22 protein-coding genes and 1 tRNA gene are annotated in these 26,636 nt (G+C 46.9%); 12 read left to right on the forward strand and 11 right to left on the reverse strand.

The annotated features are described in order from the left end of the window. Positions 1-33 precede the first annotated feature (33 nt). The 3 genes from Q4488_RS05995 to kdsA form a co-directional block, all read right to left on the reverse strand. Positions 34-1,458 (reverse strand): DUF4139 domain-containing protein, encoded by a 1,425-nt coding sequence (locus Q4488_RS05995; protein ID WP_303579558.1) that lies wholly within the window; start codon positions 1,456-1,458, stop codon positions 34-36. Between the two features lie 3 nt (positions 1,459-1,461). Next, complete coding sequence (locus Q4488_RS06000; RefSeq protein WP_303579559.1) at positions 1,462-3,450, reverse strand: SUMF1/EgtB/PvdO family nonheme iron enzyme; 1,989 nt, start codon at positions 3,448-3,450, stop codon at positions 1,462-1,464. Positions 3,451-3,598: 148 nt separating this feature from the next. Beyond that, positions 3,599-4,444 carry a 3-deoxy-8-phosphooctulonate synthase gene (gene kdsA, locus Q4488_RS06005; protein ID WP_303579560.1) on the reverse strand — a complete coding sequence of 282 codons (846 nt, stop codon included), beginning with the start codon at positions 4,442-4,444 and terminating at the stop codon, positions 3,599-3,601. A 108-nt stretch (positions 4,445-4,552) separates the two neighbouring features. Between kdsA and Q4488_RS06010 the strand changes: the two genes are divergently transcribed. Then, entirely contained in the window at positions 4,553-5,050 is a 498-nt protein-coding gene (locus tag Q4488_RS06010) for a HugZ family protein (RefSeq protein WP_303579561.1), read from the forward strand. Positions 5,051-5,139: 89 nt separating this feature from the next. Here the strand turns inward: Q4488_RS06010 and Q4488_RS06015 are convergent, their stop codons facing one another. The 5 genes from Q4488_RS06015 to Q4488_RS06035 all read right to left on the reverse strand — a co-directional run bounded on the left by Q4488_RS06015 (position 5,140) and on the right by Q4488_RS06035 (position 8,088). Next, positions 5,140-5,340, reverse strand: coding sequence for a DUF2788 domain-containing protein (locus tag Q4488_RS06015; protein WP_303579562.1), 201 nt, complete (start codon positions 5,338-5,340; stop codon positions 5,140-5,142). 619 nt (positions 5,341-5,959) lie between these two features. After that, positions 5,960-6,469, reverse strand: coding sequence for a disulfide bond formation protein B (locus Q4488_RS06020; RefSeq protein ID WP_303579563.1), 510 nt, complete (start codon positions 6,467-6,469; stop codon positions 5,960-5,962). 294 nt (positions 6,470-6,763) lie between these two features. After that, positions 6,764-7,426, reverse strand: coding sequence for a TIGR02466 family protein (locus Q4488_RS06025; RefSeq protein ID WP_303579564.1), 663 nt, complete (start codon positions 7,424-7,426; stop codon positions 6,764-6,766). 9 nt (positions 7,427-7,435) lie between these two features. Beyond that, positions 7,436-7,678, reverse strand: a complete 243-nt coding sequence (locus tag Q4488_RS06030; RefSeq protein WP_303579565.1) for a TIGR02647 family protein — start codon at positions 7,676-7,678, stop codon at positions 7,436-7,438. Between the two features lie 326 nt (positions 7,679-8,004). Then, positions 8,005-8,088 (reverse strand) — tRNA-Tyr (locus Q4488_RS06035). A gap of 665 nt (positions 8,089-8,753) precedes the next feature. On the opposite strand from Q4488_RS06035, the gene nrdA reads away from it, so the two are divergent. The 5 genes from nrdA (at position 8,754) to Q4488_RS06060 (ending at position 13,628) form a co-directional block, all read left to right on the forward strand. Then, positions 8,754-11,018: a class 1a ribonucleoside-diphosphate reductase subunit alpha gene (nrdA, locus tag Q4488_RS06040; RefSeq protein WP_303579566.1), complete on the forward strand. Its 2,265-nt coding sequence runs from the start codon at positions 8,754-8,756 to the stop codon at positions 11,016-11,018. 99 nt (positions 11,019-11,117) lie between these two features. Further along, positions 11,118-12,248 (forward strand): class Ia ribonucleoside-diphosphate reductase subunit beta, encoded by a 1,131-nt coding sequence (gene nrdB, locus Q4488_RS06045; RefSeq protein WP_303579567.1) that lies wholly within the window; start codon positions 11,118-11,120, stop codon positions 12,246-12,248. Between the two features lie 10 nt (positions 12,249-12,258). Next, positions 12,259-12,525 (forward strand): 2Fe-2S iron-sulfur cluster-binding protein, encoded by a 267-nt coding sequence (locus tag Q4488_RS06050; protein ID WP_303579568.1) that lies wholly within the window; start codon positions 12,259-12,261, stop codon positions 12,523-12,525. A 705-nt stretch (positions 12,526-13,230) separates the two neighbouring features. Beyond that, on the forward strand, positions 13,231-13,371 hold the full coding sequence (locus Q4488_RS06055; RefSeq protein WP_303579569.1) for a DUF2986 domain-containing protein: 141 nt from the start codon (positions 13,231-13,233) through the stop codon (positions 13,369-13,371). Continuing rightward, positions 13,368-13,628 carry a VF530 family protein gene (locus Q4488_RS06060; protein WP_303579570.1) on the forward strand — a complete coding sequence of 87 codons (261 nt, stop codon included), beginning with the start codon at positions 13,368-13,370 and terminating at the stop codon, positions 13,626-13,628. The genes Q4488_RS06055 and Q4488_RS06060 overlap by 4 nt, the downstream gene beginning before the upstream one ends. Positions 13,629-13,761: 133 nt before the next feature. Here the strand turns inward: Q4488_RS06060 and Q4488_RS06065 are convergent, their stop codons facing one another. Together Q4488_RS06065 and pbpG are read right to left on the reverse strand one after the other, a co-directional pair. Further along, positions 13,762-14,760, reverse strand: a complete 999-nt coding sequence (locus Q4488_RS06065; protein WP_303579571.1) for a diguanylate cyclase — start codon at positions 14,758-14,760, stop codon at positions 13,762-13,764. A gap of 36 nt (positions 14,761-14,796) precedes the next feature. Beyond that, the gene (gene pbpG, locus Q4488_RS06070) at positions 14,797-15,888 is read right to left on the reverse strand and encodes a D-alanyl-D-alanine endopeptidase (protein ID WP_303579572.1); all 1,092 of its coding nucleotides are present in this window, start codon (positions 15,886-15,888) and stop codon (positions 14,797-14,799) included. 288 nt (positions 15,889-16,176) lie between these two features. Between pbpG and Q4488_RS06075 the strand changes: the two genes are divergently transcribed. From Q4488_RS06075 to Q4488_RS06100, 6 genes are all read left to right on the forward strand, one after another. After that, on the forward strand, positions 16,177-17,115 hold the full coding sequence (locus Q4488_RS06075) for a nucleoside recognition domain-containing protein (RefSeq protein ID WP_303579573.1): 939 nt from the start codon (positions 16,177-16,179) through the stop codon (positions 17,113-17,115). A 270-nt stretch (positions 17,116-17,385) separates the two neighbouring features. After that, positions 17,386-18,534: a pyridoxal phosphate-dependent aminotransferase gene (locus Q4488_RS06080; RefSeq protein ID WP_303579574.1), complete on the forward strand. Its 1,149-nt coding sequence runs from the start codon at positions 17,386-17,388 to the stop codon at positions 18,532-18,534. After that, positions 18,522-19,307 (forward strand): amidohydrolase, encoded by a 786-nt coding sequence (locus Q4488_RS06085; RefSeq protein WP_303579575.1) that lies wholly within the window; start codon positions 18,522-18,524, stop codon positions 19,305-19,307. The genes Q4488_RS06080 and Q4488_RS06085 overlap by 13 nt, the downstream gene beginning before the upstream one ends. Positions 19,308-20,322: 1,015 nt before the next feature. Beyond that, positions 20,323-21,261: an AEC family transporter gene (locus tag Q4488_RS06090; RefSeq protein ID WP_303579576.1), complete on the forward strand. Its 939-nt coding sequence runs from the start codon at positions 20,323-20,325 to the stop codon at positions 21,259-21,261. A gap of 69 nt (positions 21,262-21,330) precedes the next feature. Further along, the gene (locus tag Q4488_RS06095) at positions 21,331-22,260 is read left to right on the forward strand and encodes an ABC transporter ATP-binding protein (RefSeq protein WP_303579577.1); all 930 of its coding nucleotides are present in this window, start codon (positions 21,331-21,333) and stop codon (positions 22,258-22,260) included. A gap of 1 nt (position 22,261) precedes the next feature. Then, a complete protein-coding gene (locus Q4488_RS06100; protein WP_303579578.1) occupies positions 22,262-23,023 on the forward strand; it encodes an ABC transporter permease in 762 nt (253 codons plus the stop codon). 18 nt (positions 23,024-23,041) lie between these two features. Here Q4488_RS06100 and amt read toward each other — a convergent pair whose 3' ends face one another. Further along, positions 23,042-26,110: an ammonium transporter gene (amt, locus tag Q4488_RS06105; RefSeq protein WP_303579579.1), complete on the reverse strand. Its 3,069-nt coding sequence runs from the start codon at positions 26,108-26,110 to the stop codon at positions 23,042-23,044. Between the last annotated feature and the right edge of the window lie 526 nt (positions 26,111-26,636).

Below are 26,636 nucleotides of genomic sequence, written 5' to 3' on the forward strand. Positions count from 1 at the left end.
GATTGTCAGGCGGTCAATGGCGAGGCTGACAGCTTAGGGTTTTTGCAGGCTTGTTGTCACGCTTAGCGAGGTACTGCCTTCAGCAGGAACAGAAATCTGCCAACGCAGTTGGCTCGCGTTTATCCGCTCATAGGGGTGGTTGCTATCAGTGACTTGCCAGTCATATTGGATGTTAGCGGTAATATCGATCGTTTTCGCTTGCTGACTGCTATTATTCAACGCGAGTTGATAGCCTGTGAGGTAGCCGGTAGCGGTTTTTTTAAACTCGGTTTGTTGCTGCTTAATCGTTAGATCAAAGGCTTTGCCAATGGGTAGGTCCAGTGTTTGTCCTCGATTACTGTGACGGATATTGGCGCTACCAATGAAATGTCTAACGCCGTTATCGTCTGGGCTAAACACTCGAGCGGTACCGGCGGGTAAAGGAAAGCCAAGTCCCTCTTCTTTGGCATTGATAAAACGGATATTGATATTGGGCTGCTGCTCGTAGCGTTGCCGGTCGATGGATGGGGAGATCTGAAACTGATAATGATAATGCTTTGTCGCATTAATATGATCGGCGTTGATCAGGCTGACTTGTTTGGTTTGTCCATTTAATAGGTTGGCGCGCTGTGGCAAGGTATAGAGCTGATAATCCTGAAAAGCTTGAGGTGCGCCGCTATCGGCCATGGATTCGGCCATCAGCATCACCGTTTTTTGACGTATCAGCGGTGCTTGCTGTTGATTAACGTGGCCGGCCATGAGCATGACGTTAGTGTTGTTGAAATCGACACCGGTATGATTATTGAGGGTGGCCAGTCCGTCAAGTTGAAGCTGATTTCCGGCTTGATTAAGTATCAGCGCATAGTCCATTTGCCAGCTGAGCCCTTGTGTCAGGTAAGTCAGGACCGCATGGCTGGCTTTGTCGGTGCCCGCTGAGCGAATTTCAAGGCTGGGGCGCGTCTGCATGCCGGCGGGCAGATCGGGGAAGATAAAGCGCCAGCTCTGTTGGTTTAGCGGGAGGGTTTCGATGTGACCGTTTTGCTCAATTAATGCTTGGCTGCCATCGGCACTCAAGAGCCGGACGTCGCTAATGGTTTCATTGCCGGTGACGAGGTTAACGCGGGCGAGTTGAATCATTTTTCCGCGATAGGCATGCAGTAATGCGGGCACTGAAATAAGGTGATTATTGAGATTTTGTTCCAGAATATTACCGGCATTTTCAACCTGTAGGGTTTGACTCATAATCTGATGGCTGACATCGCGGATATACAGTGTTTGCCCTGGATTGATACGCGGGAGGGCACGAACATCTCTTACTAGACCAAGATTCTGATTATACAGGGTGATGGATAGATCCTGCTGTTTCTCAATATCCACGGTTAATGGCGTTGCCCTTACCGCCGTGCTGATTAATAGCGCAGCGAAAATCAGTGTGGCGAATATGGCCTCAGTCGTGGCACGCATTGGCAGCTTAAGCATCAACTATTCCTCTATTGTTGTGTCGGGTAGGTCAAGCGCGATACGAAAACCCCAGCTATTTTTTCTACTGTCGGGTAAATAGCGATAGCGACTCGATGAGCGAATGACACGGCCGATATCAAACCACGAGCCTCCTCGCATCACTCGAAAAGTGCAATCACCATCAATCATCGCTGAACCATCATCTGAAGCGCCGAAATAAGAATCTTGATAACAGTCTTCGACCCATTCATCGACATTACCGTTCATATCATGAATGCCCCATGAATTCGGCGGAAACGATGCAACGGGGGCGGTTGTTTTACCATCCCATTGAGTGCCGCATTCACCGCAGACAGCGCGTTCACTCTCGAGTTGATCGCCCCACCAATAATTGGTCTCTGTGTTAGCCCGAGCCGCATATTCCCATTCGGCCTCTGTCGGTAGGCGATAAGGTTGGCCTGTTAGTAACGCCAGCCACTGAGCATAGGCTTTGGCTTCTTTCCAGCTGACATTAATGACGGGCCGGTTGCCACGCCCCCAGCCTTCATCGTCGGGTAATGGACGTCCCATCGAGCGGGCATAGTAATCATAATCGTTAAACGTGACTTCATTACGAGCCAGCGCAAAGCGGTGACTAATGGTGACCTTGTGGGCCGGCAGTTCGTTATCATCCCCGACCAGTTTTTGATCGCCCATGGTGAAGCTGCCACGGGGAATAATGATCATCTGTGGGCCTTTAAAGCCATCATCCAGTTGATCGCTGAAAACCGTTAATTTATCCGGGTCGGCAAATTTAACATCGAGTAACTCTTTATGGAGTGTGTTGAGCTCATCGATTTTACTGTTTAACGCCGTTTGCAGGGTGTTGGTTTCAAGTGAGCGTTGCTCACGTTCAATTCGCAGGGTTGTTTGTAGGTCGGCGATATCGGTTTGAACCGTCCGTAACGCGGCCTGTGTTTTTGTGAGTGCTAGTTCAACCTCGTTGGTATTGTACCAACCGATCACGAAGGCGATGCTAAATCCCAGTAAAAAGCCAACAGCGAAGATCAGTGTTGCCATGCTGCCGCGCGGTAGTGATAAACGCCATCGTTTTCCTGACCCCTTAACGGGTTCGTGCAGGGGCGCGGGGATCTCTGCTTCGATTGGCGCTTCGGGTTGATCTTCAGCATCGAAGATCTGCTTTAGCAGCGTGGTGGCCTGATGGGGACGCTTTTCAGGATCGGTTGCGAAGGCTGATTGGAGAATAGCCCACTGATCGCTATTCAGAGAAGAGGGTTTTTTTAATTCTTTACGCACTCGGATCGATTCATCATCGCTGACTAAGAACGGTGCTTTGCCACTCAACAGTTGATAGATAATGCAGGCAAAGGAGTAAGTGTCGGCTTGCATCGATACAGTGGCGGGGTGAAACGCTTCGGGGGCTTGATAGGCTAAGTGGGATGAAGGCGTATTACTCAGCTCTCCGGCGATTTTCATCGCTTCATCAAAGGCAAAGTTGGCTAACTTGACGCCGCCTTGCTTGTTGATATAAATGGATTCAGGACAGATCGCTTTATGTGCTTGTCCGGCCCCCGTATGCGCATTATCGATGGCGGTTGCTAACTGCTGAAGTAAGCCTTTTTTCTGCTTATCTTTGAGCTTGCTTGCTTGGCTATTATTGATGAGCTTTTCGAGTGTGAGTCCATCCATCTGTTCGATGGCAAAAAAGAGCAATACACCTTTCTGACGAAACATACCGTAATATTCCGTCAGATGGGGGTGTTTAAACTTTTTACTCAGTACGATATGTTTTTGTGCTGAATCGATAAAACCCTGATGCTTCAATAATGCGGGATCAAATATCTGCAGTGTCACGGATACCGAACGGCTGGTCGATAGATCATCTGCCTGCCACAGTTGGCCAAAGCGGTTGAGTTCTAGTTGACGGCTGAGTTTGAACTGATGGTGATCCGGGCCAATAATCTGACCAGGCTTAAGTCCGTCGTAGACAGGTTCGTGTGAAATAGCCATTAATAGCACCCGTAATCGAGAATCCTAGCGGTTTTACTCGATAATAGAGTATGACTAACAAAGAGTTAAGTGGCATGACGATTTATACGCTGGAATCTGGTTGGATTTCAGCGTATAGCATTCACTAGGTTAGGGACGGTGCTATCGCTTATTCAGTGATTAGCGGGTCAAAGCTTTTGATCAACTCATCAACGGCTTTCATTTGAGCCAGGTAAGGTTCGAGTTTATCTAAGGGCAGGGCGCAGGGGCCATCGCATTTCGCCTTACTTGGATCGGGGTGGGCTTCCAGAAATAGACCGGCAATCCCTTGAGCTAACCCGGCTCTGGAAAGTTGAGCGACGAGGGCGCGTCGACCATCGGCTGAATCGCTGCGTCCACCAGGCATTTGTAGGGCGTGCGTGGCATCAAACATGACCGGATAGCCCATCTCTTTCATAATGGAAAAGCCGAGCATATCGACGACTAGGTTATTATAGCCAAAACTGCTGCCGCGCTCGCAGAGAATAAGATTACTGTTACCGGCCTCTTCACATTTTTTGAGAATGTGTCGCATCTCTTGTGGCGCAAGAAATTGAGCCTTTTTTATATTGATCACGGCACCCGTGGCCGCCATTGCTTGAACGAGGTCTGTTTGACGGGAGAGAAAAGCGGGCAGCTGTATAATATCGCAAACTTCTGCAACCGGAGCCGCCTGATGGGGTTCATGGACATCGGTGATCAGCGGGACATTGAACGTCTGTTTGATTTCCTGCATGATTTTCAAACCTTCATCGAGACCGGGGCCGCGAAAGGAGGTCAGCGATGAACGGTTGGCTTTATCGAAAGAGGCTTTAAAAACATAGGGAATATTGAGTCGATCGGTGACATCAACATAATGTTCTGCGATGCGCATCGCCAGATCTCTTGATTCCAACACATTCATGCCACCAAACAGAACCATCGGCGTCTCGTTTGAGATTGAAATATCCCCGGCTTTAACCACTTTCTGTTGCATATTCATACATCCTGATCAGTTTTTTATCCGTGTTCGATTATACGTCAATCTGTCTTGTTGTAAGGTATATTTATAAACGGTTGGTTTAAAAAAGTTAGGGAGGTGGGTATGACGCAGACAGCGGAAGAGCATGCTGAGGCTCTGCAACAATTAAAGAGCTTGTTTGATTCGAGTGAGTGCGTGCATTTGGCGACCCAAAGCGAAGCGGGGCCCGCCGCCAGCTATGCGACTTTTGTTGTTAGTGAAGAAGTGTTGTATGTGTTGATCAGTCGATTGGCCGAGCATACGCAGAATTTACAGCGCTGTCCGGCGGTGAGTGTCATGCTGCTTGATGATCAAGCGAACTGTCGTAATCCGTTTGCGCGAAACCGCTTGACGCTTGAGTGTGTTGCCGAAGAGGTCGGGCATGAGGCGGCGGTATATGAATCGGTGATGCAGCAATATCGACAACGACATGGCTCTACCGTCGATCTATTACGCCGCTTACCGGATTTTATGTTATTTCGTCTGCGCCCACAGCGCGGCCGTTTAGTGATCGGTTTTGGTCGAGCATACCGAGTGCAGATGCCTGGTTTTCAGCTACAACCGATCACGGCTGCTGAATAAAACCGTAACGGACTGATCTGAGTAACGCAGGTGAAGACTCAGTGTTGTTGAGAGATAAGCAGCAAGCACCGTTACGACTGAACGCTGAGTCAGCCTTCGATCATGTGAATGACAAGGGTTTTGATCAGAAAAGCGGCCAACCCAAGCCCCAGTGCAAAGAAGAGTACGATGGTACCCAGCTTGCCGGCATTGGATTTTTTGGCTAAATCATAAATGATGAAAAAGATATACGCGGCAAAGAGGGTGATGCCGACGTTAAGAGAGATCGCTTCAATGTCTGCCAAGCGCACGCTGAAATCCTTGTGTGATAAATAAGAAGGCCTCGGATTTTACCGATTTAGGCTAGCGGTGTGCAATTATATAAGGATAAAAAGGCGCAGATTTGGCCGTATCCATTAGATATTTGCTAAGGAAGGTGCGAATAAGTCCGTTATATTCTCTGCGGACATTAGAATAGCCAGATACGCGAAAGCCAGAGGCGTAATTGACTTATTCGCACCTTCCCTAATAACGTGTGGTGTCGGCGGGGTAAAACAGGGATTGACGACTTGTTTATCGCTAATGGCCGTTGAATATATAACTCCGGTGGGAGTGGATCAATAGGAGGCGTACCTCCACAAAAATACCGCACCGATGCTGTACACACGGGTGGCGATGTTCATCGATGTTGATGTGATTAATCCGCTGATGCGGTTCGCAAGGCTCACCGATATCCTACGTTATTCCTGAGTGACGGTATGTGGGGTGAGGTGAAGCATGAACCGCACCGGTGGTGTAGATATATGGATGCCCGCTTCGGCCTTGTAGCGAGCGACGCTAGCATGCCCTCTGGGTACTCGTCGCGATTGAAGTACCCATCAAACACATCGGCGTGGGGCACGCCTCCTACGATTATTCGCCAATGATCGATTAGCCTTCTTTCTTGTATAAGGTATAGGTCGCGAAGAGGGTGATCATAATCGCCAGTGGACTCACCACCATCAAGGCTTCAGCCATGGTAATACCGAAGAGTAGTTCGGGGGTCCAACCGCACAGTTCCCAAGGCTCGAAGACAGCGGGAAACCATTGGTCGAGCGCAAACCAGCTCGGTAGGCCCGACCCCATAGAGCAGCTGCCATCAATCAAGTGACGTTCGATCGCAAAAGTCATCCAAGACCGTTCTGTTAAGCCGATGGCCGCGACCACGCTGAGTAGACTCATGAGGCTGCTAATGGGTCGACTGTTATGACTTAACAGGCCAAGTATTCCGAGCAGTATAAAGGCCATCACCCAGATACGGATATGGATGCAGAGGACGCAGGGACCGTAGTTCAGGCCGTATTGATAATAGAGTGCGATGGCCTCCATGATCAGTCCGCCAAAAATCATAGCCAACCAGTACCATTGGCTGCGTACAAAACCGCTCAGAGCATTGAACATTGAAAATCCCGTGGTTAATAGTGAGTTGTTGCTAGTCTGATAATGAATTATAAAACAAGTTCAACCAGCGGCTTAATAGTACCTCGACAATGGATTGCTGCGAAAGTATCTGGCAACGAGGTTGTCTCAATCGAGGTTAATTTACCTTGCTGGAGAGTAGTGAATCGACGGATGCGGCGGTGCGTTGGATTTCTGTATGGCCGCTATTGATTGCCAAAGTTACCCTATCGTTCAGAATATCCCCTCGATGAACAGGCGTTAGTCGGCACCGCTATCGAGGGTTATCTTGGCAAACTATGCTTGAAAATGAATTTGGCTATTGAACGCGATAATGACGCGATCCTTTTGACTAAAGTAAGGCATTGCCGCGTGTTTTAGATAGGATGGAAAAATAACCACCTGGCCCTCGACGGCTGAGAAATCCCAACTGCCGGTGCTGTTTAGATAAGCGGTACCCGCATCCAGATATTGATCGGCACCATGTCGGGGGTCATAAAAACGATTGATACCGTTGCGGCTATGAATATCAGACTCGCCGGCATCAATGTAGTAGATGCCGCACCACGAGCAGTTAGGGTGCGAGTGAGTATCGTGATAACCGCCGTTTTCGGTGATATGAAACCAAGATTCGACAATCTCGGCGCTTGCCTGAGCTCCTTCAGGCCAGAATGGCTCATTGACGGCACTGGCCACAGTCACCAGCATATCTTCAATAAATTCGCGTAATTCAGCGATCACCGGTTCAGATCGCTGTAATAGATCCAAGCTGCTTTCATAGAGGGCATGTTTGGCCGTGGGGGCCACTTCACTCTCGATTGCTTGTTGTTGCTGATCCCTCAGTTGATAGATGAGCTTTAATAAGGATTCCCGAATATCACTGTGCAATGGATTTTGCACAGTGAACATCTGGGTTTCCCAGACGCTGATATCTTCTATGAGGATGTCTGGTTGATTCATCGTTAGGTCTTATTTCGGGGAATTGAGAATGTTCATGAGAGCGTGAGCATGATCGGCCGCTTCATGACCGAGAGGGGTTAGGTAGCCGCCATCAAATAGCGTGATCAGTTGTTTATCGAATAAACGTTGAGTGGCATCAACCGTTGCTTGAGCTGCAACGTCTTTGTGTACTTTTAGTCCTTGATGATCACTGCTTTGGCTAAAGCGAATGAGCATGTTGATCTCTTCCTGATTGTCTGTTGTACAAGGCATGGTGTGATACTCCTGATACGATTACATATAGATCACACATTGGCACAGGATAGGGATTAGGTACAGAGGGAGAGGTAATTAATCTCATTGTTATTGATGTGAGACGTTTATTTAATCAGACATATCGCCTTGATGAGGGCTAAAATTATTCGGCAGTGGCTGTGTTTAAAGTAAGACATCGATGCTGTTGTAGCTGATTGCGCTCGAGTATTTCTCTTGGAGCAGCTGTCGGGAGTGTCGCTCATTTGTCTCAGCAATAAATCGCAGACATAAAAAAGCCCCGTAGACTATCGATAAGTCACGAGGCTAATTCATTCTGTATAAGATGGTGGTGGGGGGTGGATTCGAACCACCGAAGCTCGCGCGTCAGATTTACAGTCTGATCCCTTTGGCCACTCGGGAACCCCACCACAGAGAGCGCGTATACTATTGATTTGTTATGGTGCTGTAAAGCGAAAAGATCATTATTTTATTATTGAGGCAGGAATTGTATCGGGATTATTGCAAGCGGTTAGCCAAATACCTTTCTCGTTACTTTCTTGGTACCTTCCTCGGTACTTTCTCGGTACTTTCTCGGTACTTTCTCGGTACTTTCTCGGTAAGGAGCACTTGTCGAGGTTGTGTAGGATTGGCTGATTGATACAATAAGGGGCGGCGACTCTATTGATTTTCACTGTTGCTGTAAAGTGGCAAATGCCATTATTTTACGGCGTATGCTGGGTTTTTTTTGTGATTATTAGAATTTATTAATCTTTGGTTTTTAATTGAAATTTTTCTTGATTTGGGAGGCGTTTCTGTAACGCTGATGGCACGGGCTTTGAGGCTGTTTTTGGTACAGGGCTACACCCATAAAGCGGCAAAATCAAGTATTGTAATTTTGTTGTTTATCACTATATTTAGTGCCTGTCATTTAGGTGCGCACAACATGTAGTGTGACAGTCACAGTGCCGACACAAGTCTATAGCGCGGCATTGAGTCGATCGATCAATTCGACATATTTAGTCTATTTTTATTAGAATTCGGCCACTTGATAGGTTCAGTCTTTGAACCTTGTTTTTTAATTTGGGAAAGCGAAATGCAGGACATATTGGTAACGAAACGGAATGGTCGGCAAGAGAAGTTGGACCTTGAGAAAATTCACCGAGTCGTTATCTGGGCCGCACATGGTCTTCAGAATGTCTCCGTTTCACAAGTAGAACTCAAAGCGCATATTCAGTTTTACGATGGCATTAAAACCGCCGATATCCATGAAACGTTAATCAAATCCGCGGCGGATCTTATCTCTGAAGATTCGCCTGACTATCAGTATCTGGCTGCTCGGTTGGCCATCTTCCATTTACGTAAGCGTGCTTTCGATAGTTTTGAGCCTCCGCATCTTTTGGCGCATGTCACGAAGATGGTGAATGCGGGGCGTTATGATAAGCATCTGTTAGAAGATTATAGCGAAGCAGAGTTCAATCAGATGAATGACTATCTCGATCATAATCGAGATATGAATTTCAGCTATGTGGCGGTTAAACAGCTGGAAGGTAAGTATCTGGTTCAGAATCGAGTAACTCATGAGATCTATGAGAGCCCACAAATACTCTATATGTTGGTCGCTGCGTGCTTATTCGCGAACTATCCGCAAGAGACGCGGTTAGAATATGTGCGGCGCTTTTATGATGCTTGCTCGCTGTTCAAATTATCGTTGCCAACGCCAATTATGGCGGGGGTACGTACACCCACTCGTCAGTTTAGTTCATGTGTTTTGATTGAATCGGGCGACTCTCTCGATTCGATTAATGCAACGGCCAGTGCGATTGTTAAGTATGTCAGTCAACGGGCGGGTATCGGTATTAACGCGGGTGGCATTCGTGCCCTCGGTAGCCCTATTCGTGGCGGTGAAGCATTCCATACCGGCTGTATCCCGTTCTACAAGTATTTCCAAACGGCGGTTAAATCCTGTTCTCAAGGTGGCGTACGTGGCGGTGCGGCAACGCTATTTTATCCGCTTTGGCATCTCGAGATTGAATCACTGTTGGTGTTGAAGAATAACCGCGGTGTTGAAGAGAATAGAGTGCGTCACCTAGATTATGGTGTACAGCTTAATAAACTGATGTATACCCGGTTGATCAAAGGCGGCGATATTACTCTGTTTAGTCCTCATGAAGTGCCTGGACTATACGATGCCTTTTTTGCCGATCAGGCAGAGTTTGAACGTTTATATCTGCAATATGAGCAAGATGACTCGATTCGTAAGAAGACCATTAAAGCGGTTGAGCTGTTTGGTATTTTAGCGTCAGAACGGGCGTCTACGGGGCGGATTTACATTCAAAACGTCGATCACTGTAATACCCATAGTCCGTTTGATGCTAAAGTCGCGCCGGTTAAGCAGTCTAATCTCTGTTTAGAGATTGCTTTGCCCACCAAGCCACTTAACGATATCAATGATCCGAATGGTGAGATCGCGCTGTGTACGTTGTCCGCGTTTAACCTCGGGGCGTTGGATAATCTAGATGAGCTGGAAAATCTAGCGGATTTGATTGTCCGTGCGCTGGATAGTTTGTTGGATTATCAAGATTACCCAATTAAGGCGGCTAAGATTGCCTCCATGAACCGTCGTACGCTGGGCGTTGGGGTAACGAACTTCGCTTATTATCTGGCGAAAAATGGTGTGCGTTATTCGGATGGATCGGCTAATGGCTTGGTGCATAAGACTTTTGAAGCGGTTCAATATTATCTGCTTAAAGCATCGAATCAACTGGCTAAAGAGCAAGGCCCTTGTAAGTTATTTCATGAGACTAACTATGCTAAAGGGATTTTACCGACCGATACTTATAAGCGTGAAGTCGATGAATTCTGTGATGAGCCGTTGCATTATTTCTGGGAAACATTACGCGAAGATATCCGCGAATTCGGTTTACGCAACAGTACGCTGACCGCATTGATGCCGTGTGAAACCTCTTCTCAGATTACTAACTCGACCAACGGTATTGAACCGCCGCGTGGCTATGTCAGTGTTAAAGCGAGTAAAGATGGTGTCATGAAGCAGGTGGTACCTGAATATGCAGAGCTAAAAGATGACTACGAGTTGCTGTGGCAGATTCCATCTAATGAGGGCTATTTGCAGTTAGTGGGTATCATGCAGAAGTTTGTCGATCAATCTATCTCGGCCAACACTAACTATGATCCCGCTAAATTTGTCGGCGAGAAAGTGCCAATGAAGAAGCTGCTTCAAGACTTACTGACGGCTTATAAATACGGTGTTAAAACGCTTTACTATCATAACACTCGTGATGGTGCGACCGATCAGCATGACGATATGAGTGGTTGTGAGAGCGGTGCCTGCAAGCTATAAGGGCTTTCCAAGCTTAATGAATTTTACGCCAGCGCGTTAACTTAACCGCTGGCAATCAGTTTTGAGCCCCTGTTATCAGGGCAAGAGTATTGACGCGACATGCTATATTCAACGTTTGATCCTACTTTCAATGATGCTTCAAAAGAACCGATGTTTTTTGGCCATAACGTCAACGTCGCTCGTTATGATAAACAGAAATATCCGATTATTGAAAAACTGATAGAAAAGCAGTTGTCTTTCTTCTGGCGTCCGGAAGAGGTCGATCTGTCGACGGATCGAAAAGACTTTATGGTCATGCCGGATCATGAGCAACATATTTTTCTCAGTAATTTGAAATATCAGACGCTCTTGGATTCGGTACAAGGGCGTTCGCCTAATATGGCGTTTCTGCCTATCGTGTCGCTACCAGAACTTGAAACATGGTTGGAGACCTGGTCATTCAGTGAAACGATTCACAGCCGTTCTTATACACATATTATTCGTAATATTCTCACCGAGCCCTCAGAAGTGTTTGATGCGATTGTGACCAATGAAGAGATCGTTAAGCGGGCTCGCAGTGTTACTCGGCTTTATGATGAGCTGATTGAGTTAACCAATATATATATGATTCAGGGGCCGGGTGTGCATACGATTAATGGCGCAACCTATGACGTCAGTATGTACAACCTGAAGACTAAGCTTTATCTAACATTAGTGTCGGTCAATGTACTCGAAGCGATCCGTTTCTATGTCAGTTTTGCTTGTTCATTCGCCTTTGCTGAGCGTGCCATTATGGAGGGGAACGCCAAAATTATTAAGCTGATTGCTCGGGATGAGGCGCTTCATCTAACGGGTACTCAGTTTATGCTCAACGTTTTGGCGTCTGGTTCTGATGATCCTGATTTCAAGCAGATCGCTAAAGAGTGTCAGCCTCAGGTGTATGAGATCTTTCGCGAAGCGGCCGAACAGGAAAAAGAGTGGGCCGAGTATCTGTTTAAAGATGGTTCGATGATCGGCTTAAATGCTCGTATCCTATCGGATTACGTCGAATATATTACTAACGTGCGGATGAAAGCGCTCAATCTTGATGAGCTTTTCCCTGCTAAGCAGAACCCACTGCCATGGATGAATGCGTGGCTGGTTAGCGATAATGTGCAGGTCGCACCTCAGGAAGCTGAAATCAGTTCATATTTGGTCGGAGCGATTGATAATGAAATGGGCGAAGATGACTTCGACGGCTTCGACCTCTAAGGAGCCGGGTATGGCAGGCATACCGAGAATAAAGGTCAATAATTACAGTACTTTTTATTACCAGTATGAATACTCACTGCTGGATGCGATGGAGGCTCAGGATATCCCTGCGCCTTATAACTGTCGTGGAGGCTACTGTGGTTGTTGCCGTGTTCGCTTGATTGAAGGGCAGGTAGAAGAGGTGCAGGATGCTCTCTATGATACCGTGGGTGATGAGATATTAGCCTGTTGTACCAAGCCCGTCACTCACATAGAAATTGAAATTCCAGAAGACTGATCGAATCCGAGTGATTGATAACTTTGGCGCTCGCAATGGTCGTATTGCGGGTGCGACTTCTCGTCTGCGTGTGTGTTTCTTGTGCCCTCGCTGAGACAAAATAGCTTACCTCTATCTCGCTGCAAACGGCTGAAAAATACCGTTATTATGCGTAGTCTCAATATCCTAATCTGATTGTTATCAAACCATATAGAATAAAGTTCTTAACAGCTTTAAAAGACTTGCTGCTTGACGCTTGTTGTGCGTGCTGTCTAATGATGATTTTAACCGCGGATATCTTCCTAACTTATTGAAAATAAATAGGCTTATAAAGTGGTGTTGGTTTTATAATCAATTTGTTTAAAGCCCCGTAGAATCAACTTTGTGGCCACTTACCAAAAAGTAATGCACTGACTTATCCACAGAAAATGTGTACGAGAAAAAGCTTGAATAAATCGCCATTTATAGGTCATGTTGTTGTCAGTCGGATCGCTGAGTGGAAAGGCTTAGCGTGATCAATTGCTTGCATTGATGGTTGATGGTGAAGGTATCGCTTTATCCGCGAGTGCGAGCCTATTGATCTGGCGTGGCTAAACATCAATGTATCGCTTAGATCGCCCTATCGCTGATGTAGCGCCCGTGAGTAACTCTCTTCTGAAGTCATCGTCAAACTCCGATAGAATAGAGGCAGCGGTGATATCCGATTAAATCTTAGGCTCAGAATTCATGAACAGAAAAAAGAAGATAAACAGTATATTAAAAAAACGTGCTAAAAAGGCCAATGCTAAAGTCCATGTATCGGGTAAGCCTCGATATATCTCTAAAGATGAGCGTGCCAAAATGGATCAACAGGGTGTTGAACAATGAGCGGTAAAGTAACACCTGAAAAGCAAAAGAATAATCCGCTTCATGGTGTGACTCTGCAGCAGATTGTGACGGAGTTAGAAGCCGAGTATGGCTGGGATGAATTAGGTCGACGGATCAATATTCGTTGTTTTCAGAGTGATCCTAGCATTAAGTCGAGCCTAAAATTTTTACGCAAAACGCCTTGGGCCCGCGAGAAAGTAGAGCAGCTGTGGATTCTCTTGCAAACACGTCAAACGATCTGGTCATCATCTGATTGATGTTTGATCATTTGATGCGTTAGTGGACATCTGTGTTATCGCCCATCGGCTATCGGCTATCGGGTATCGGGTATCGGCTATCGGCTATCTAGGTGGATGATACTGTGATGAAGGCTTGCAGATAGGCGAAAACTTAGTCGGCATTCAGTATCACGGGGCGGCAGTGTTGTCGCATGATATCAGCGGTATCATTATTGAGATGTTGATAAGATATCTTCTCGACGAGGGCGCGATTATCGAGAGACATGGTCATATTTCGGCCGTTTGCTTTGGCCGCATATAAGGCAATATCCGCGCGCTTAATAGAGACTTTGGTATCCGAGGTGCGGCACAGTTGAGTAACGCCAAAAGAGGCGGTGACTTGATGTACGTTACCTTGATGGATAAAACTGGATTGCGCTAGTTTTTCACGGATGCGGTCAATCATAGGCGCGGTTTGCTCTAGCGTTGTCTCTGGGAAGATGAAGAGAAACTCTTCGCCACCATAGCGAGAGACGGTATCATGACGACGGATCGTATGGGTAAATAGTGCTGCTGTATGCGCGAGCAGAAGGTCGCCGACATCGTGCCCCCAGGTATCATTGATGTTTTTAAAATGATCAATATCGGCCATCGCGATACTACAATAATAGTCCTTCGAGCGTTGCATTTTATTATTTTCACTGGCGAGGATAGAAGCGGCTGAGCGACGATTGATGAGTCGGGTAGTCGGATCAAACTGTTGCTTATTGAGTACCGAAAACTCAAACAGCACGATGATCATATCAAACAGTTCTTTCTGCATCTGTATGAAATTATCGAGGTCGGCAACATTGATATCCTGATGTTGATTCTGTTGCAGGATAATTTTGCGTGCGGCATCGTGCAGGCGTTTGTGGTATTGCTCGATTTTTAAGAATGATCCCTGCTTAAATAGATCGTCTTCAAATGTTTTTGTCAGCCAGCGGCCGAAGTGACAATGGTGATGTGCGTCGCAGGCAACAAACTGCTTATCAGTCAACGGTTGACGAGTAATCAGCGCTTTGACGATGTCGAGCAGCCATATGCGATGAGCTTCCAGTGAGTGTTTGATATCACCGGACAAGGCATCAAAATCTTCATGATGAAAGCTTTCTAATAGATTTTCGATCATTATCGACTCATTGCTAGCCTAATCACGTTCGCTTACTTAGGTCTCGTTATTCAAGCCACTTTGTTGCAAAGCGAGCTGATCCGGTAGACGATGTTGTAATATTTGACGTTGATAATGTCTGGCCGAGCTACTGATTTTGCCACTGCTACCGGTGGTAAGCCAACGTTTAATGCGACCGGCATCGCCTACCGGTGTGCGTTTACCGTAGGAGTTCAGCATGATCATGACGGTATTGCGACCATTGATTGTCGTCATCATCACGAGGCAGCGCCCAGCTTCATCAAGATAGCCTGTTTTGGTGACATCAATCTTCCAGCTTGGACGATGCACCAGTGCATTAGTATTGCCGAAACGTAACGCATACTTCGGATGACTGAAGCGAGCGGTATAGCTAGGTGTTTTGCTGTATTCAATGATGTTTGGATAGGTGGCGGCAGCGCGAACCATAATGGCTAAATCGGAAGCGGTCGAGACATTATGGGCTGATAGCCCAGTGGAATCGACAAAATAAGTGTGCTGCATACCGAGTTGTTTGGCTTTAAGGTTCATTGCGTTAACAAATGCTTTAATGCCATTGGGGTAGGTATGACCCAGGGCTGAGGCTGCCATGTTTTCTGATGACATTAAGGCGATGCGGATAACATCTTTACGCGCTAACTCGGAACCTATACGGATGCGAGAATAGTAATTGTTATTAGCGAGCTTATGAGCGCGCGTGAACTGAATTTTTTCATCGAGTGGCAGCTTGGCATCTAAGGTGACCATCGCGGTCATCAGTTTGGTGATAGAGGCGATTGGCATCATCATGTCGGCATGTTTTTGATACAGGGGAGCGCCGGTTTTGGTATCGATAACGGCGGCACTGACCGATGCTAACTCGATATTGTGCTTGTCTAGACTGAGTAATCGTTGGGTTGCGTTAGACAGTAAGGCGGTTTGATCGGCTAGGGGTGTTTCAGCCTGTACCGGTAGGCTGATAGCCCAACTGATAGTCGAACCGATAGCGCAGATAAATAGCAAACGATGGATGAGTAAATAGGCCGATTTGACACTATTCGTTAGGCGTTTTTTTATGCTCGGCGTTGCTGTGTATTGGCTTAAACGCCTTTTCACTGAGAGTCTATTCAAAACAGAACCGTAATAAGTTTGCCTAGTTATGAGTATGTTTTTTTATTGACAGTCCTTGTCCGGCTGCGTTGCTGCAATCATGTCAGTAAGCTCAGCACTTGTAAATTTTATCATAAACATCGGTGTTAAGGGTTATTCGAACAGCTGTTTTTATGACGGCCAGATAATAAATCAGCTAATATAGCGAAAAAACTACCGCCTTAACGTTAGGCTTTTGCATGAGAATAAGCCTCGAATATTTGAGGCCTAACGCCGACTATTGTATTTGAAAGGGATCGTGAAACCGTTATGGAGCAAATAATTACCCTGATTCTTGATTCTGGCCGCACGGCTATCGATATGGTGCTTTATGTGTTGCTACCGGTCATGGTGGTGATGTTAGCGATGATGAAGTTGCTGGAAAATAAAGGTGTCTTGGGGTGGGTTTCTAATAAACTATCGCCTTTTTTTGGTCTCTTTGGTATGCCTGGGCTGGGCATCTTCGCTATGTTGCAGATTCTCTTCGTCAGCTTTAATGCGCCGGTAGCGACATTGGCTATCATGAGTCGAGATGGTTCTTCACGGCGGACGATTGCGGCGACCCTTGCCGCGGTCTTAACGATGTCTCAGGCGAATGTCGTCTTTCCTATGGCGGTGATGGGATTGAATCTGCCGGTGATCATGGCGACTTCGCTGTTAGGCGGATTGATCGCGGCGGCGAGTAGTTATTATATTTTCGCGCGCGCGCCGATGTTTGATGATGATTACAGTCATCAGGAGCATTTAGCACCCGAACGACATGAACAGACCAATGTTATTCAGATTTTATCCGATGGCGGACAGGAAGGGGTTAAGATTGTTATCGCCTCGATACCGCTTTTAATCTTAGCGCTGTGTTTTGTTAATCTGCTTAAAATAACCGGCGCGATGGAGCTTCTGACGCTGTTATTGGCGCCTATCTTAGCCCTACTCGATCTACCTGAATCTACTGTTTTACCGATTGTTACAAAATTTATTGCCGGTGGCACCGCAATGATGGCGGTGACGATTGATCTATTAAATCAAGGCATGATGAGTGCAACGGATCTAAACCGTATCGCCGGTTTTGTGATTAGTCCGTTTGATGTGGCCGGTGTGGCAATCTTATTAGCGGCGGGTAAACGAGTAGCGGTTGTGGCTCGGGTGGCTATGTTAGGCGCGTTGGTGGGCACTGTGGTGCGTGGCGTGTTGCACTTAATCATATTTTAACGGCGATCGCCGTTGCTGCTTGACCCTCAGGCAGTGCAGACATAAAGTTGCCGATAAGACAGCGATACCGTTATTCGGGATAAGCACAATTATATTCATGCGGATACCCTGAGACTAATCAGGATAAGCACAATTATATTCATGCGATACCCTGAGACTAATCAGGATAAGCACAATTATATCCATGCGATACCCTGAGACTAATCGGGATAAGCACAATTCTATCCATGCGATACCCTGAGACTAATCGGGATAAGGACAATTATATTCATGCAATACCCTGAGACTAAATTACCCAACGTTGGCACGACGATCTTCACCGAGATGTCACAACTGGCAGCCGAACATCATGCCATTAATCTATCTCAGGGATTTCCTGATTTCGATGGACCCTTGGCGCTACTCGATCGAGTGACTTACTACCTTGAGGCGGGTTTTAATCAGTATGCGCCGATGGCGGGAGTGACGAGTTTACGCAATGCTATCGGGATGAAAGTCGAACGTTTGTATGATTGTCAGGTGAATCCCGATACGCAAGTGACGGTGACATCGGGCGCAACCGAGGCATTGTTTGCCGCGATTGGTGCGGTGGTGCGCGCAGGTGATGAGGTGATTGTATTTGATCCAGCCTATGACAGCTATGAGCCGGCGGTTGAGCTGAATGGTGGTCGAGTAATACATCTGGCACTAAAGTCGCCTGATTTTTCAATTGATTGGTCGCAGGTAAAGGCGGCTATCAATGAGAAAACGCGTATGATTATTATCAATAGTCCACATAACCCTACTGGCAGTGTGCTTGCGGCAACAGATTTAGATCAGCTTGAAGCGTTAGTCGCGGGCAGCGATATTTTACTCCTCAGTGATGAGGTTTATGAGCATATTTGTTTTGATGGTGCTCATCAGAGTTTGTTGCGCCGACCTTCACTGGCCGAGCGTGCATTTGTCATTTCATCGTTTGGTAAAACCTATCACACTACCGGCTGGAAAGTGGGCTACTGTGTGGCACCCGCAGCACTGACTGTGGAGCTGCGTAAACTGCATCAATATCTGACGTTTTGCACCGTACATCCGATTCAGCTCGCGTTGGCCGATTTTATCAATGATTATCCAGAGCACTATCTAGAGTTACCGGCTTTTTATCAGCACAAACGCGATCTGTTCTGTGAATTGATGGCACCGAGTCGATTTAGTTTTAAACCTGCGCAGGGCACTTATTTCCAATTGATGGATTATTCGGCGATTGCGCCGGATATGGATGATGTGACCTTTGCCCGTTGGTTGACCACTGAGGTAGGTGTGGCCGCTATTCCGGTGTCTGTATTTTATGATTGCCCGCCAGAGCAGCGCTTAGTGCGCTTTTGTTTTGCTAAAGATGATCAAACGTTAAAACAAGCAGCAGATAAATTATGCAAGATCTAACTATTACGCTTATTCAACCCGATATGCAGTGGCAAAGTCCGCCAGACAATCGCTTGATGTACGAGCAATTAATGGATCAGCATGCGACGCATACCGATCTGGTGTTGTTGCCTGAAATGTTCTCTACCGGCTTCACGATGGATAGCCGGTTAGCGGCTGAGCCAATGGGGGGGGAAACCTGTCAATGGTTACAGCAGCAAGCTCAGCAGCGCGGCATCGCGATCGCGGGTAGCTTAGCGATTCAGGCCGGAGATAGCTATGTCAACCGGATGATCTTTACCTTTCCGGATGGCTGTCAGACCCATTATGATAAACGGCATCTGTTTCGCATGGCGGGTGAGCATGAACGTTATCAGCCGGGCAATGAACGCGTGGTGGTTGAGTATCGTGACTGGCGGATTTTGCTGCAGGTGTGTTATGACCTGCGCTTCCCGGTGTTCTCGCGTAACAATAATGACTACGACTTAGCCCTCTATGTGGCGAACTGGCCAGCCCCTCGTCGTCAACCTTGGCGCAAGTTGTTGCAAGCTCGGGCGATTGAAAACCTTTGTTATGTCGCCGGCGTCAATCGTGTCGGTACGGATGCCAATGGTCATCAGTATAGTGGTGACAGTATGTTGGTGGATTTCAAAGGTGAATTGCTGATCGATCGTCACCCCAACATCGCTTTCTGCGCAAGCCATACGCTGTCAGCTGCGGCGCTGATTGATTTTAATCAGAAATTTCCCGCCTGGATGGATGCGGATAGCTTTCTCATAACAGAACAGGGGTAGAGTGCGATCGTTGAGAGCTCTATTGAATAGCTCTATTGAATAGCTCTATTGAATAGCTCTATTGAATAGCGCTATCGAATAGCCATCGTTTAGAGCTTTGTTATGTAGTGGTTACAAGCTACTGCGTCCAACAGGCTGCATTTGATCTTGCGCCCCTAACTCATCAGTATAGGGCGCTCGAAGCTTGGCCTGTGAGTAACGCCTTTACGATCAAATAGAAAGTGAATCGTAGCTGTCTAATGAATAAGGACAGCGATATAGTACTGACTTGCCTTGAGTGATTGGCTAGGGAAGGTGCGAATAAGTCAATTACGCCTCTGGCTTACAGAGAAGCTGGAGATCAAGGCAACAGTTACAGGCAACGTCGAAAAATGTTAACGCTGAGATCCTGCTTCTCTGAAAGCCCCGAAGGGCGGATATTAGAAGGGTCATCTACTTTGTCAGCCAGCTTGAAAAGGTCCAGACATTTCGCTGCACTGGCTTTCGCGCATCTGGCCATTCTAATGTCCGCAGAGAATATAACGGACTTATTCGCACTTACCCTCATTAAACTTAACAGTATTGTCGGTTTTATATATTAATTTTTACCATAATCCATTTTCATTAGTTTTACTTGATGGGTGCGACAATAAGTTATTCGAGCGATGGGAACGCAAGTTGTTGATTCATCTGGTGCCTTAATCAGTATCCTCGGCGAAAGCAGTGCTTTCCTCAACATGAGAATCTATATCGATGTCATCCTCGATAAGATAATGACGCTTTATGTTATGTGTCGCAGGCGTTGATTCGCATCTCGCCAAAGTCATATCTCGCCTAAGTTACAGGCAACGTCTTCTGCTAACCGTTCAGTGTGACCGTTATTGCTCTTGATAACGGGGTGTTATTGTTTGCTTGATCGAGCAGCGCTTGCGCGGAGTAGGGGTGTCGCAGTATGTTAGCGGCTTAAAACAACGATTCGATTTGTTTTTTATCACTATCACTTGTTGATCGCTTCTCTATGGGTATCTGAATAACTATGTTAATGATGATCGGTATTACTGCCCCTATATTCTTGTTAATTTTGCTTGGCAATATTGCCACCCGTGCAGGGATTATTCCGCGTGAATCTCTGCCGGGGATGAGCCGTTTTGTTTTGTATTTGGCGCTGCCGGTATTGATATTTCATAAGCTGACGCAGATGGATATGGGGCAGATTGTCGATCGACAGTATTTGATGGTGTATGCCATCGCGGGCATCGTGTCCTTTTTTACGATCTTTATTATCAGTCGAATGATCAGTCGAGATTCGCTGAGTTTTGCCGGCTTAAAGGGCATGGGGAGTGCTATGCCGAATAGTGTATTTATCGGCTTCCCCGTCGCATTACAGTATTTTGATCAGCCGCCTACTCAGGCATTGGTGATGTGTCTATTGGTTGAAAATATTGTGCTATTTCCACTGGCACTGGCTTTTATGGAGGCCCGAGAAGATCAAGGAGCCGATGTCAAAAAACTGCTAAAGATCATGGCGCTACGACTCATTAAAAATCCTATTATTATTGCGGTTATTAGTGGCGTGGTGGTGTCATTGAGCGGTCTTCAGCTACCGTTGTTTATCGATCATGCGATGCGTATTCTGAATGGCTCTGCCGCACCGATGGCATTGATTATTATTGGTGCGTCTCTGGCGGGTACCAAGGTGACCGCCAGTGTAAAAGAGATTAGTTTGATCTCGTTTGGCAAGTTATTACTGCAACCGATCATCGCATTATTGCTGGTTATTTTTGTGGTGCCAGATATGGATCACACCTTAAAACAAGCGGTGGTTATATTTTCCGCTTCACCCATGCTAAGTGTATATCCTATTTTGGGTAGTCAGTATGGCCATCAGGTGTTCTGTTCTGGGGTGCTACTGATTACAACCGTGCTGGCATTCTTCAGCGTGACCATGATGCTTGGGTTACTGAGCCTGATATAGTGTGGAAGCACTATGGTCTACTAGGTTCAGCAGTTACTATGTGGCTATTATTCGTTCAGAGGAGTGAACATGTCATCTATTATTCGCGTTAGCGGGCTGACTAAAACCTATTCGTCCGGCTTTACCGCCTTACAGGGGATCGATCTGGATATTCACCGCGGCGAGATCTTTGCTTTGTTGGGGCCTAATGGTGCGGGTAAAACAACCCTGATCAGTATTATCTGTGGTATCAGCAGCCCATCTGAAGGCTTTGTGCTGGCTGACGGTTTCGATATCGTTAAGCATTATCGCGCCGCGCGCAGCAAGATCGGCTTGGTACCACAAGAACTTTGCAGTGATGCATTCGAAAAAGTTTGGTCGGCGGTGAACTTTAGCCGCGGTTTGTTTGGTAAACCGGCTAACCCGGAGTATATCGAAAAATTATTGCGGCAGCTGTCCCTGTGGGATAAAAAAGATGCACAGATGCGTGAGCTTTCTGGGGGGATGAAGCGTCGCGTGATGATTGCGAAAGCGCTTTCGCATGAGCCAGATATTCTGTTTCTGGATGAGCCCACCGCGGGGGTCGATGTAGAGCTGCGTAAAGATATGTGGCAGATGGTACGGCAACTGCGGGAGCAGGGCGTGACGATTATTCTCACCACCCATTATATCGAGGAAGCAGAAGAGATGGCCGATCGCATCGGTGTTATCCGTCAAGGTAAAATTCTGCTGGTTGAAGAAAAACAGGCGCTCATGGATAAGCTTGGCAGTAAGCAGTTGAGTATTCGTTTGCAGCAGCCGATCACTACTGTCCCTGTTGAGCTGGCAGAGTTTAATTTGCAACTAGAACAGGATGGCAACACGTTGTCCTACGTTTATGACAGTCGTCAGGAAGGCGACAGTATTGCTCGGTTGTTACGTCAATTGACGGCGCAGGGGCTTGAAATCCGTGATCTTAATTCCAATGAGAGTTCGCTCGAAGATATTTTTGTTAGCCTAGTGCATGAAAAGGAACAGTAGGATGAATCTGTATGCCGTTTGGGCGATCTATAAATTTGAGATGGCGCGTACTTTTCGTACCTTGATGCAGAGTATTGCTTCGCCGGTGTTATCCACTTCGCTTTATTTTATCGTCTTTGGCACCGCGATTGGTTCGCGGATGGGGGATATCGATGGCGTCAGCTATGGTGCCTTTATTATTCCCGGCCTAGTGATGTTATCGCTGTTGAGTGAAAGTATCTCCAATGCCTCTTTCGGTATCTTTTTTCCGAAGTTTTCCGGCACTATTTATGAAGTGTTATCGGCACCGGTTTCAGCGATGGAAATAGTGATCGGTTATGTTGGGGCGGCGGCAACCAAATCGGTGACTCTGGGGTTATTGATATTATTAACCGCGCAGCTGTTTGTTGACTACCACATTCAGCATCCATTGTGGATGTTAGCTTTCCTCGTATTGACGGCCATCACGTTTAGCTTGTTTGGTTTTATTATCGGTATTTGGGCCGATGATTTTCAGAAGTTACAGGTGATTCCACTCATGGTGATTACTCCGCTAACGTTCTTAGGGGGCGCCTTTTACTCCATCAGTATGCTGCCAGAGCCCTGGCAAACCCTGACGTTGTTTAACCCTGTGGTTTATCTGATTAGTGGTTTTCGCTGGGCGTTTTATGGTGTGGCCGATGTGAATGTTGCAGTGAGTCTGGGGATGACACTGGTGTTTTTACTGATCTGTCTGTCTATCGTCTGGTGGATCTTTCGCACCGGTTACCGTATCAGAACGTAATGTCGTCGCTATCTGTTGTCAGCATTGAGCTTTTGCGGCTTGTGTGTTGAGTTGAGGTGTCATTAATAGCGTCACCATTGCATCGGCACTGATCGGCTTACTGAAATAAAAACCTTGATAGACTTCGCAGCCTTGAAAGCCAAGGAAGGCTAATTGCGCTTGATTTTCAACACCTTCTGCCACAATTTCCAAGTCCAAGCTTTTCGCTAAACTGATAATCGCCTTACAGATTGCGGCATCTTCTTTATTGGCATAGCACTCTCTGACAAAGGCGCGATCAATTTTGAGGATATCGATAGGAAATTTTTTCAAATAGCTGAGGGATGAATAACCGGTACCAAAATCATCGATCGCTAGTTTGATTTTAATCGCTTTTAATGCCCGCATAGCATTGATACTTTCCTCGCTATTACCGGTTAACGCTCCCTCGGTAATCTCGATCTCGATCAGTTCAGGGGCGAGATTATGTTGAGCAAGACTGTTCTCGATATAAGGCACTAACGTCGGAGAATGTAAATGATTCCCCGATATATTGACGGCAACCGGCAGCAGGGGAAGACCTTGTTGTCGCCAGTTAGCCAGCTGTTGTGTGACCTCAGACAGTACCCACTCACCGACTGTGATAATCAGGCTGGTGTTCTCGATAATAGGAATAAACTCACCGGGTGGTACATTGCCGTGTTCGGGGTGTTGCCATCTCAGTAGTGCTTCAAAGCCGACGATGTTGTTGCTGATACAGCAAACCTTGGGTTGATATTGCAGATACAGCTGATGATTGAGCATTGCTCCAGGGAGCTCGTTTTCTATCCAGGAATGCAGTTGAGCTTGTTGTTCCATCTGCGGTTGAAACAAGCTATAGGTGTTGCGGCCATTATTTTTAGCCTGATACATCGCTAAATCGGCGTGTTGCAGCAGGCGCTCGGGATTCACCTGACCGTTGTGTGACATCGCTACACCAATACTGGTGAGGACGGTGAGCTCATTATCGAGTAAGGTTATAGGGTCCCGCATGACGGTTAAGATGTCAGCGGCTTTTTGACTCGCCAGCTGCTCGTTTAACTGACCGGATAAGACGATAACAAACTCATCGCCTCCCCAGCGTGAAACCAGATCAGAATCGCGGATAATCGTTTTTAAACGATTGGCCACTTCCTGTAGTAGGGTATCCCCAGCGTTGTGACCTAGGGTATCGTTAATCCGTTTAAATTGGTCCAGATCAAGGAACATCAACACCACGCAGCCTGACGTTTGTTGGTACTTTTTGATGAGTTGTTCGAGGGTTCGCATCAAATAGGTGCGATTATACAGCCCTGTTAGAGGGTCATGATAGGCCAGCAGTTTTAAGCGGTTCTGCAGTTTAACCTGTTTCGTAATGTCACGAATGTGAAGCGTATACTGTTTTTTGTGAGCGGTTAGATCGGTGGTTTGAGTGACAACAATCTCTGCCGGAAAGCTCTCTTTATCGTAGCGAGTTAAGTTTGAAATATTCTGCCTTTTGAGGACTAAATCGCCGACTGTAAACCCTTGTGACAAACTTTGCAGCGCGCGCACGCGTGACTCGTCTTGCATAAACAGTTGAAAGAAATCTTCACCGAGTACGATACCGACAGTGATCCCAAAACATTGTTCTGCCGCTGGATTAAAGCTGACGATCTGAGCTTGTTCGGTGATGGTGATAATACAATCCATCGCCGCCTCAAGGATCGCGCCGTTACGATATTCACTCTGCTTAAACGCCGTAAACGCACGTTCACGCTGTTGCATCTCTTGCTGTACTTTGTCGATGACGCGATTGTATTCCTGTGCAATCTGGCCCACTTCGGTGAAAGGTTCAACGGGAACCGGGGAGGAATAGTCAGAGCGGATTTGTTGTTGATTCATTGCGCTTAATAGATCAAACACTTCAGTGGTGACGCGGTGTTCAGAGAGATTTAAACCATTTAACTCCGCTTCGGTAGAGACCCTTAAAGGGTATACCTTGTTGGCCAGAAATAGCAGGATAAAGGCAATACAGAAACTATATAGACCAATCACCATAATGCCTAATAGCTGCGTGGTTAATTGCTCTGTTGTCGATAAGCCCGTAGCAATAATATCGGGGTCGGCAAACAGAGCGACGGCGATGGTTCCCCAGATCCCTGCAAACAGGTGAACGGGTATGACGCCGATCGCATCATCTAGTTTGAGTTTTGCTAGCAGGTTACTGCCGTAGACGACGATGATCCCGGCAATAACGCCAATTAATGCGGCTTCAGTCACCGAAACGGCATAGCAGTTGGCCGTGATAGCGACGAGCCCGCCCAAGACACCATTGATAATTTGCGAAATATCAATGTAGCCATCCGTGATGTATTTGATCACGATAGCGGCAATACCCCCCCAGAATGCCGCGAGACAGGTATTTAAGAGTATGCCTGGTATGGCATCGGTCCAGGCGAGTGTGCTGCCACCGTTAAAGCCAAACCAGCCGAACCAGATCAGCATCGCGCCGAGCATCGCGATAGGGATATTACTACCGGGGATCGATTCTTTTTGCTGATCAAAGCGTCCGACGCGAGGGCCAATCACAATAATGGCGGCGAGGGCGACCCAGCCGCCGACAGAGTGCACCACGGTTGAACCTGCAAAGTCGATAAAACCGCTGATTTCGAGCCAGCCGGTGGCGACACCCGAGGCTAAGCCACCCCATACCCAGTGCCCGACAATAGGGTAAATGAGTAAGCTGATGATCACCGTGGTAATGATATAGCCTAGGTAGCTCATGCGTTCTGCAACGGCACCGGACACGAGTGTGGCGGCGGTGCCACAAAACATCATTTGAAACAGAAAAAAACCAAGCTGTAGCGGGGAGGCATCATCGCCAAATAAAAAACCGCTGGTACCGATTAAGCCAGCGTCACTATCACCAAACATCAGTGCAAAACCAAGTGCCCAGAAAATAGTGCTGGATATGAGAAAATCGGTAATGTTTTTAGCGGCGACATTGATACTGTTTTTACTGCGTACCAAGCCGCTTTCTAAGCATAAAAATCCAGCCTGCATAACAAAAACCAGCATAGAGCTAAACAGTATCCAAAGTAAATTCATGGTCCTTGTTGCCTATTCATTTTTAGGAGGACTAAAGTGCCCGAGCTTGAAGTGTCTATTGTAAGCAAGAATTACGCCGTCATGCATGATAGACGCTTTGATTCACTCGCAGTAAACGGCCGTTATGATGATACTCAATGACATAGCAGTCGTTAGGTCGGCTTGTCAGCAGGACAGAAGAGGGGATTTAATCGGCGCGCTGATGATCGGTGAGACGCTTATTGGGTTTGTGCTCTTGCTGGTTCTATTGTCAGTACTCTCATCTGTATGATCGCCTGTTCTATTCGCAGCTGTCGTGCATGTTTCACTGTCGTTGGTTAAACACGGAGGTGAGGGGCAATATAAGCGTGATCATGGCGATGACGTGAGGTGAATCTCAAGCCTGTCTTTATGTTGTGGGCTATGTGTGGGCTAGTGTAGAGGCTAGCGAAAGGCTCGTGAGAGTAGTATCAGGGTAGGCGGTTTGCCGCAGGTGAGCTTGACGGCGGATTCTGTGTCGAGTTCTTATTAATGCAGCGGGGCCTGA

Origin of the sequence: Amphritea sp. 1_MG-2023, from assembly GCF_030547545.1 — a bacterium.
GTDB lineage: Bacteria > Pseudomonadota > Gammaproteobacteria > Pseudomonadales > Balneatricaceae > Amphritea.

Bases quoted from the DNA above. Each gene is read 5' to 3' on its own strand.
- Q4488_RS06050 (WP_303579568.1), top strand. From the start codon at position 12,259: ATGGCAGGCATACCGAGAATAAAGGTCAATAATTACAGTACTTTTTAT.
- Q4488_RS06075 (WP_303579573.1), top strand. From the start codon at position 16,177: ATGGAGCAAATAATTACCCTGATTCTTGATTCTGGCCGCACGGCTATC.
- Q4488_RS06095 (WP_303579577.1), top strand. From the start codon at position 21,331: ATGTCATCTATTATTCGCGTTAGCGGGCTGACTAAAACCTATTCGTCC.
- Q4488_RS06010 (WP_303579561.1), top strand. From the start codon at position 4,553: ATGACGCAGACAGCGGAAGAGCATGCTGAGGCTCTGCAACAATTAAAG.
- nrdA (WP_303579566.1), top strand. From the start codon at position 8,754: ATGCAGGACATATTGGTAACGAAACGGAATGGTCGGCAAGAGAAGTTG.
- Q4488_RS06090 (WP_303579576.1), top strand. From the start codon at position 20,323: ATGTTAATGATGATCGGTATTACTGCCCCTATATTCTTGTTAATTTTG.
- Q4488_RS06055 (WP_303579569.1), top strand. From the start codon at position 13,231: ATGAACAGAAAAAAGAAGATAAACAGTATATTAAAAAAACGTGCTAAA.
- Q4488_RS06080 (WP_303579574.1), top strand. From the start codon at position 17,386: ATGCAATACCCTGAGACTAAATTACCCAACGTTGGCACGACGATCTTC.
- Q4488_RS06030 (WP_303579565.1), bottom strand. From the start codon at position 7,678: ATGCCTTGTACAACAGACAATCAGGAAGAGATCAACATGCTCATTCGC.
- kdsA (WP_303579560.1), bottom strand. From the start codon at position 4,444: ATGCAACAGAAAGTGGTTAAAGCCGGGGATATTTCAATCTCAAACGAG.
- Q4488_RS06020 (WP_303579563.1), bottom strand. From the start codon at position 6,469: ATGTTCAATGCTCTGAGCGGTTTTGTACGCAGCCAATGGTACTGGTTG.
- amt (WP_303579579.1), bottom strand. From the start codon at position 26,110: ATGAATTTACTTTGGATACTGTTTAGCTCTATGCTGGTTTTTGTTATG.
- Q4488_RS06100 (WP_303579578.1), top strand. From the start codon at position 22,262: ATGAATCTGTATGCCGTTTGGGCGATCTATAAATTTGAGATGGCGCGT.
- Q4488_RS06000 (WP_303579559.1), bottom strand. From the start codon at position 3,450: ATGGCTATTTCACACGAACCTGTCTACGACGGACTTAAGCCTGGTCAG.
- Q4488_RS06065 (WP_303579571.1), bottom strand. From the start codon at position 14,760: ATGATCGAAAATCTATTAGAAAGCTTTCATCATGAAGATTTTGATGCC.
- Q4488_RS06060 (WP_303579570.1), top strand. From the start codon at position 13,368: ATGAGCGGTAAAGTAACACCTGAAAAGCAAAAGAATAATCCGCTTCAT.
- Q4488_RS05995 (WP_303579558.1), bottom strand. From the start codon at position 1,458: ATGCTTAAGCTGCCAATGCGTGCCACGACTGAGGCCATATTCGCCACA.
- Q4488_RS06085 (WP_303579575.1), top strand. From the start codon at position 18,522: ATGCAAGATCTAACTATTACGCTTATTCAACCCGATATGCAGTGGCAA.
- nrdB (WP_303579567.1), top strand. From the start codon at position 11,118: ATGCTATATTCAACGTTTGATCCTACTTTCAATGATGCTTCAAAAGAA.
- Q4488_RS06025 (WP_303579564.1), bottom strand. From the start codon at position 7,426: ATGAATCAACCAGACATCCTCATAGAAGATATCAGCGTCTGGGAAACC.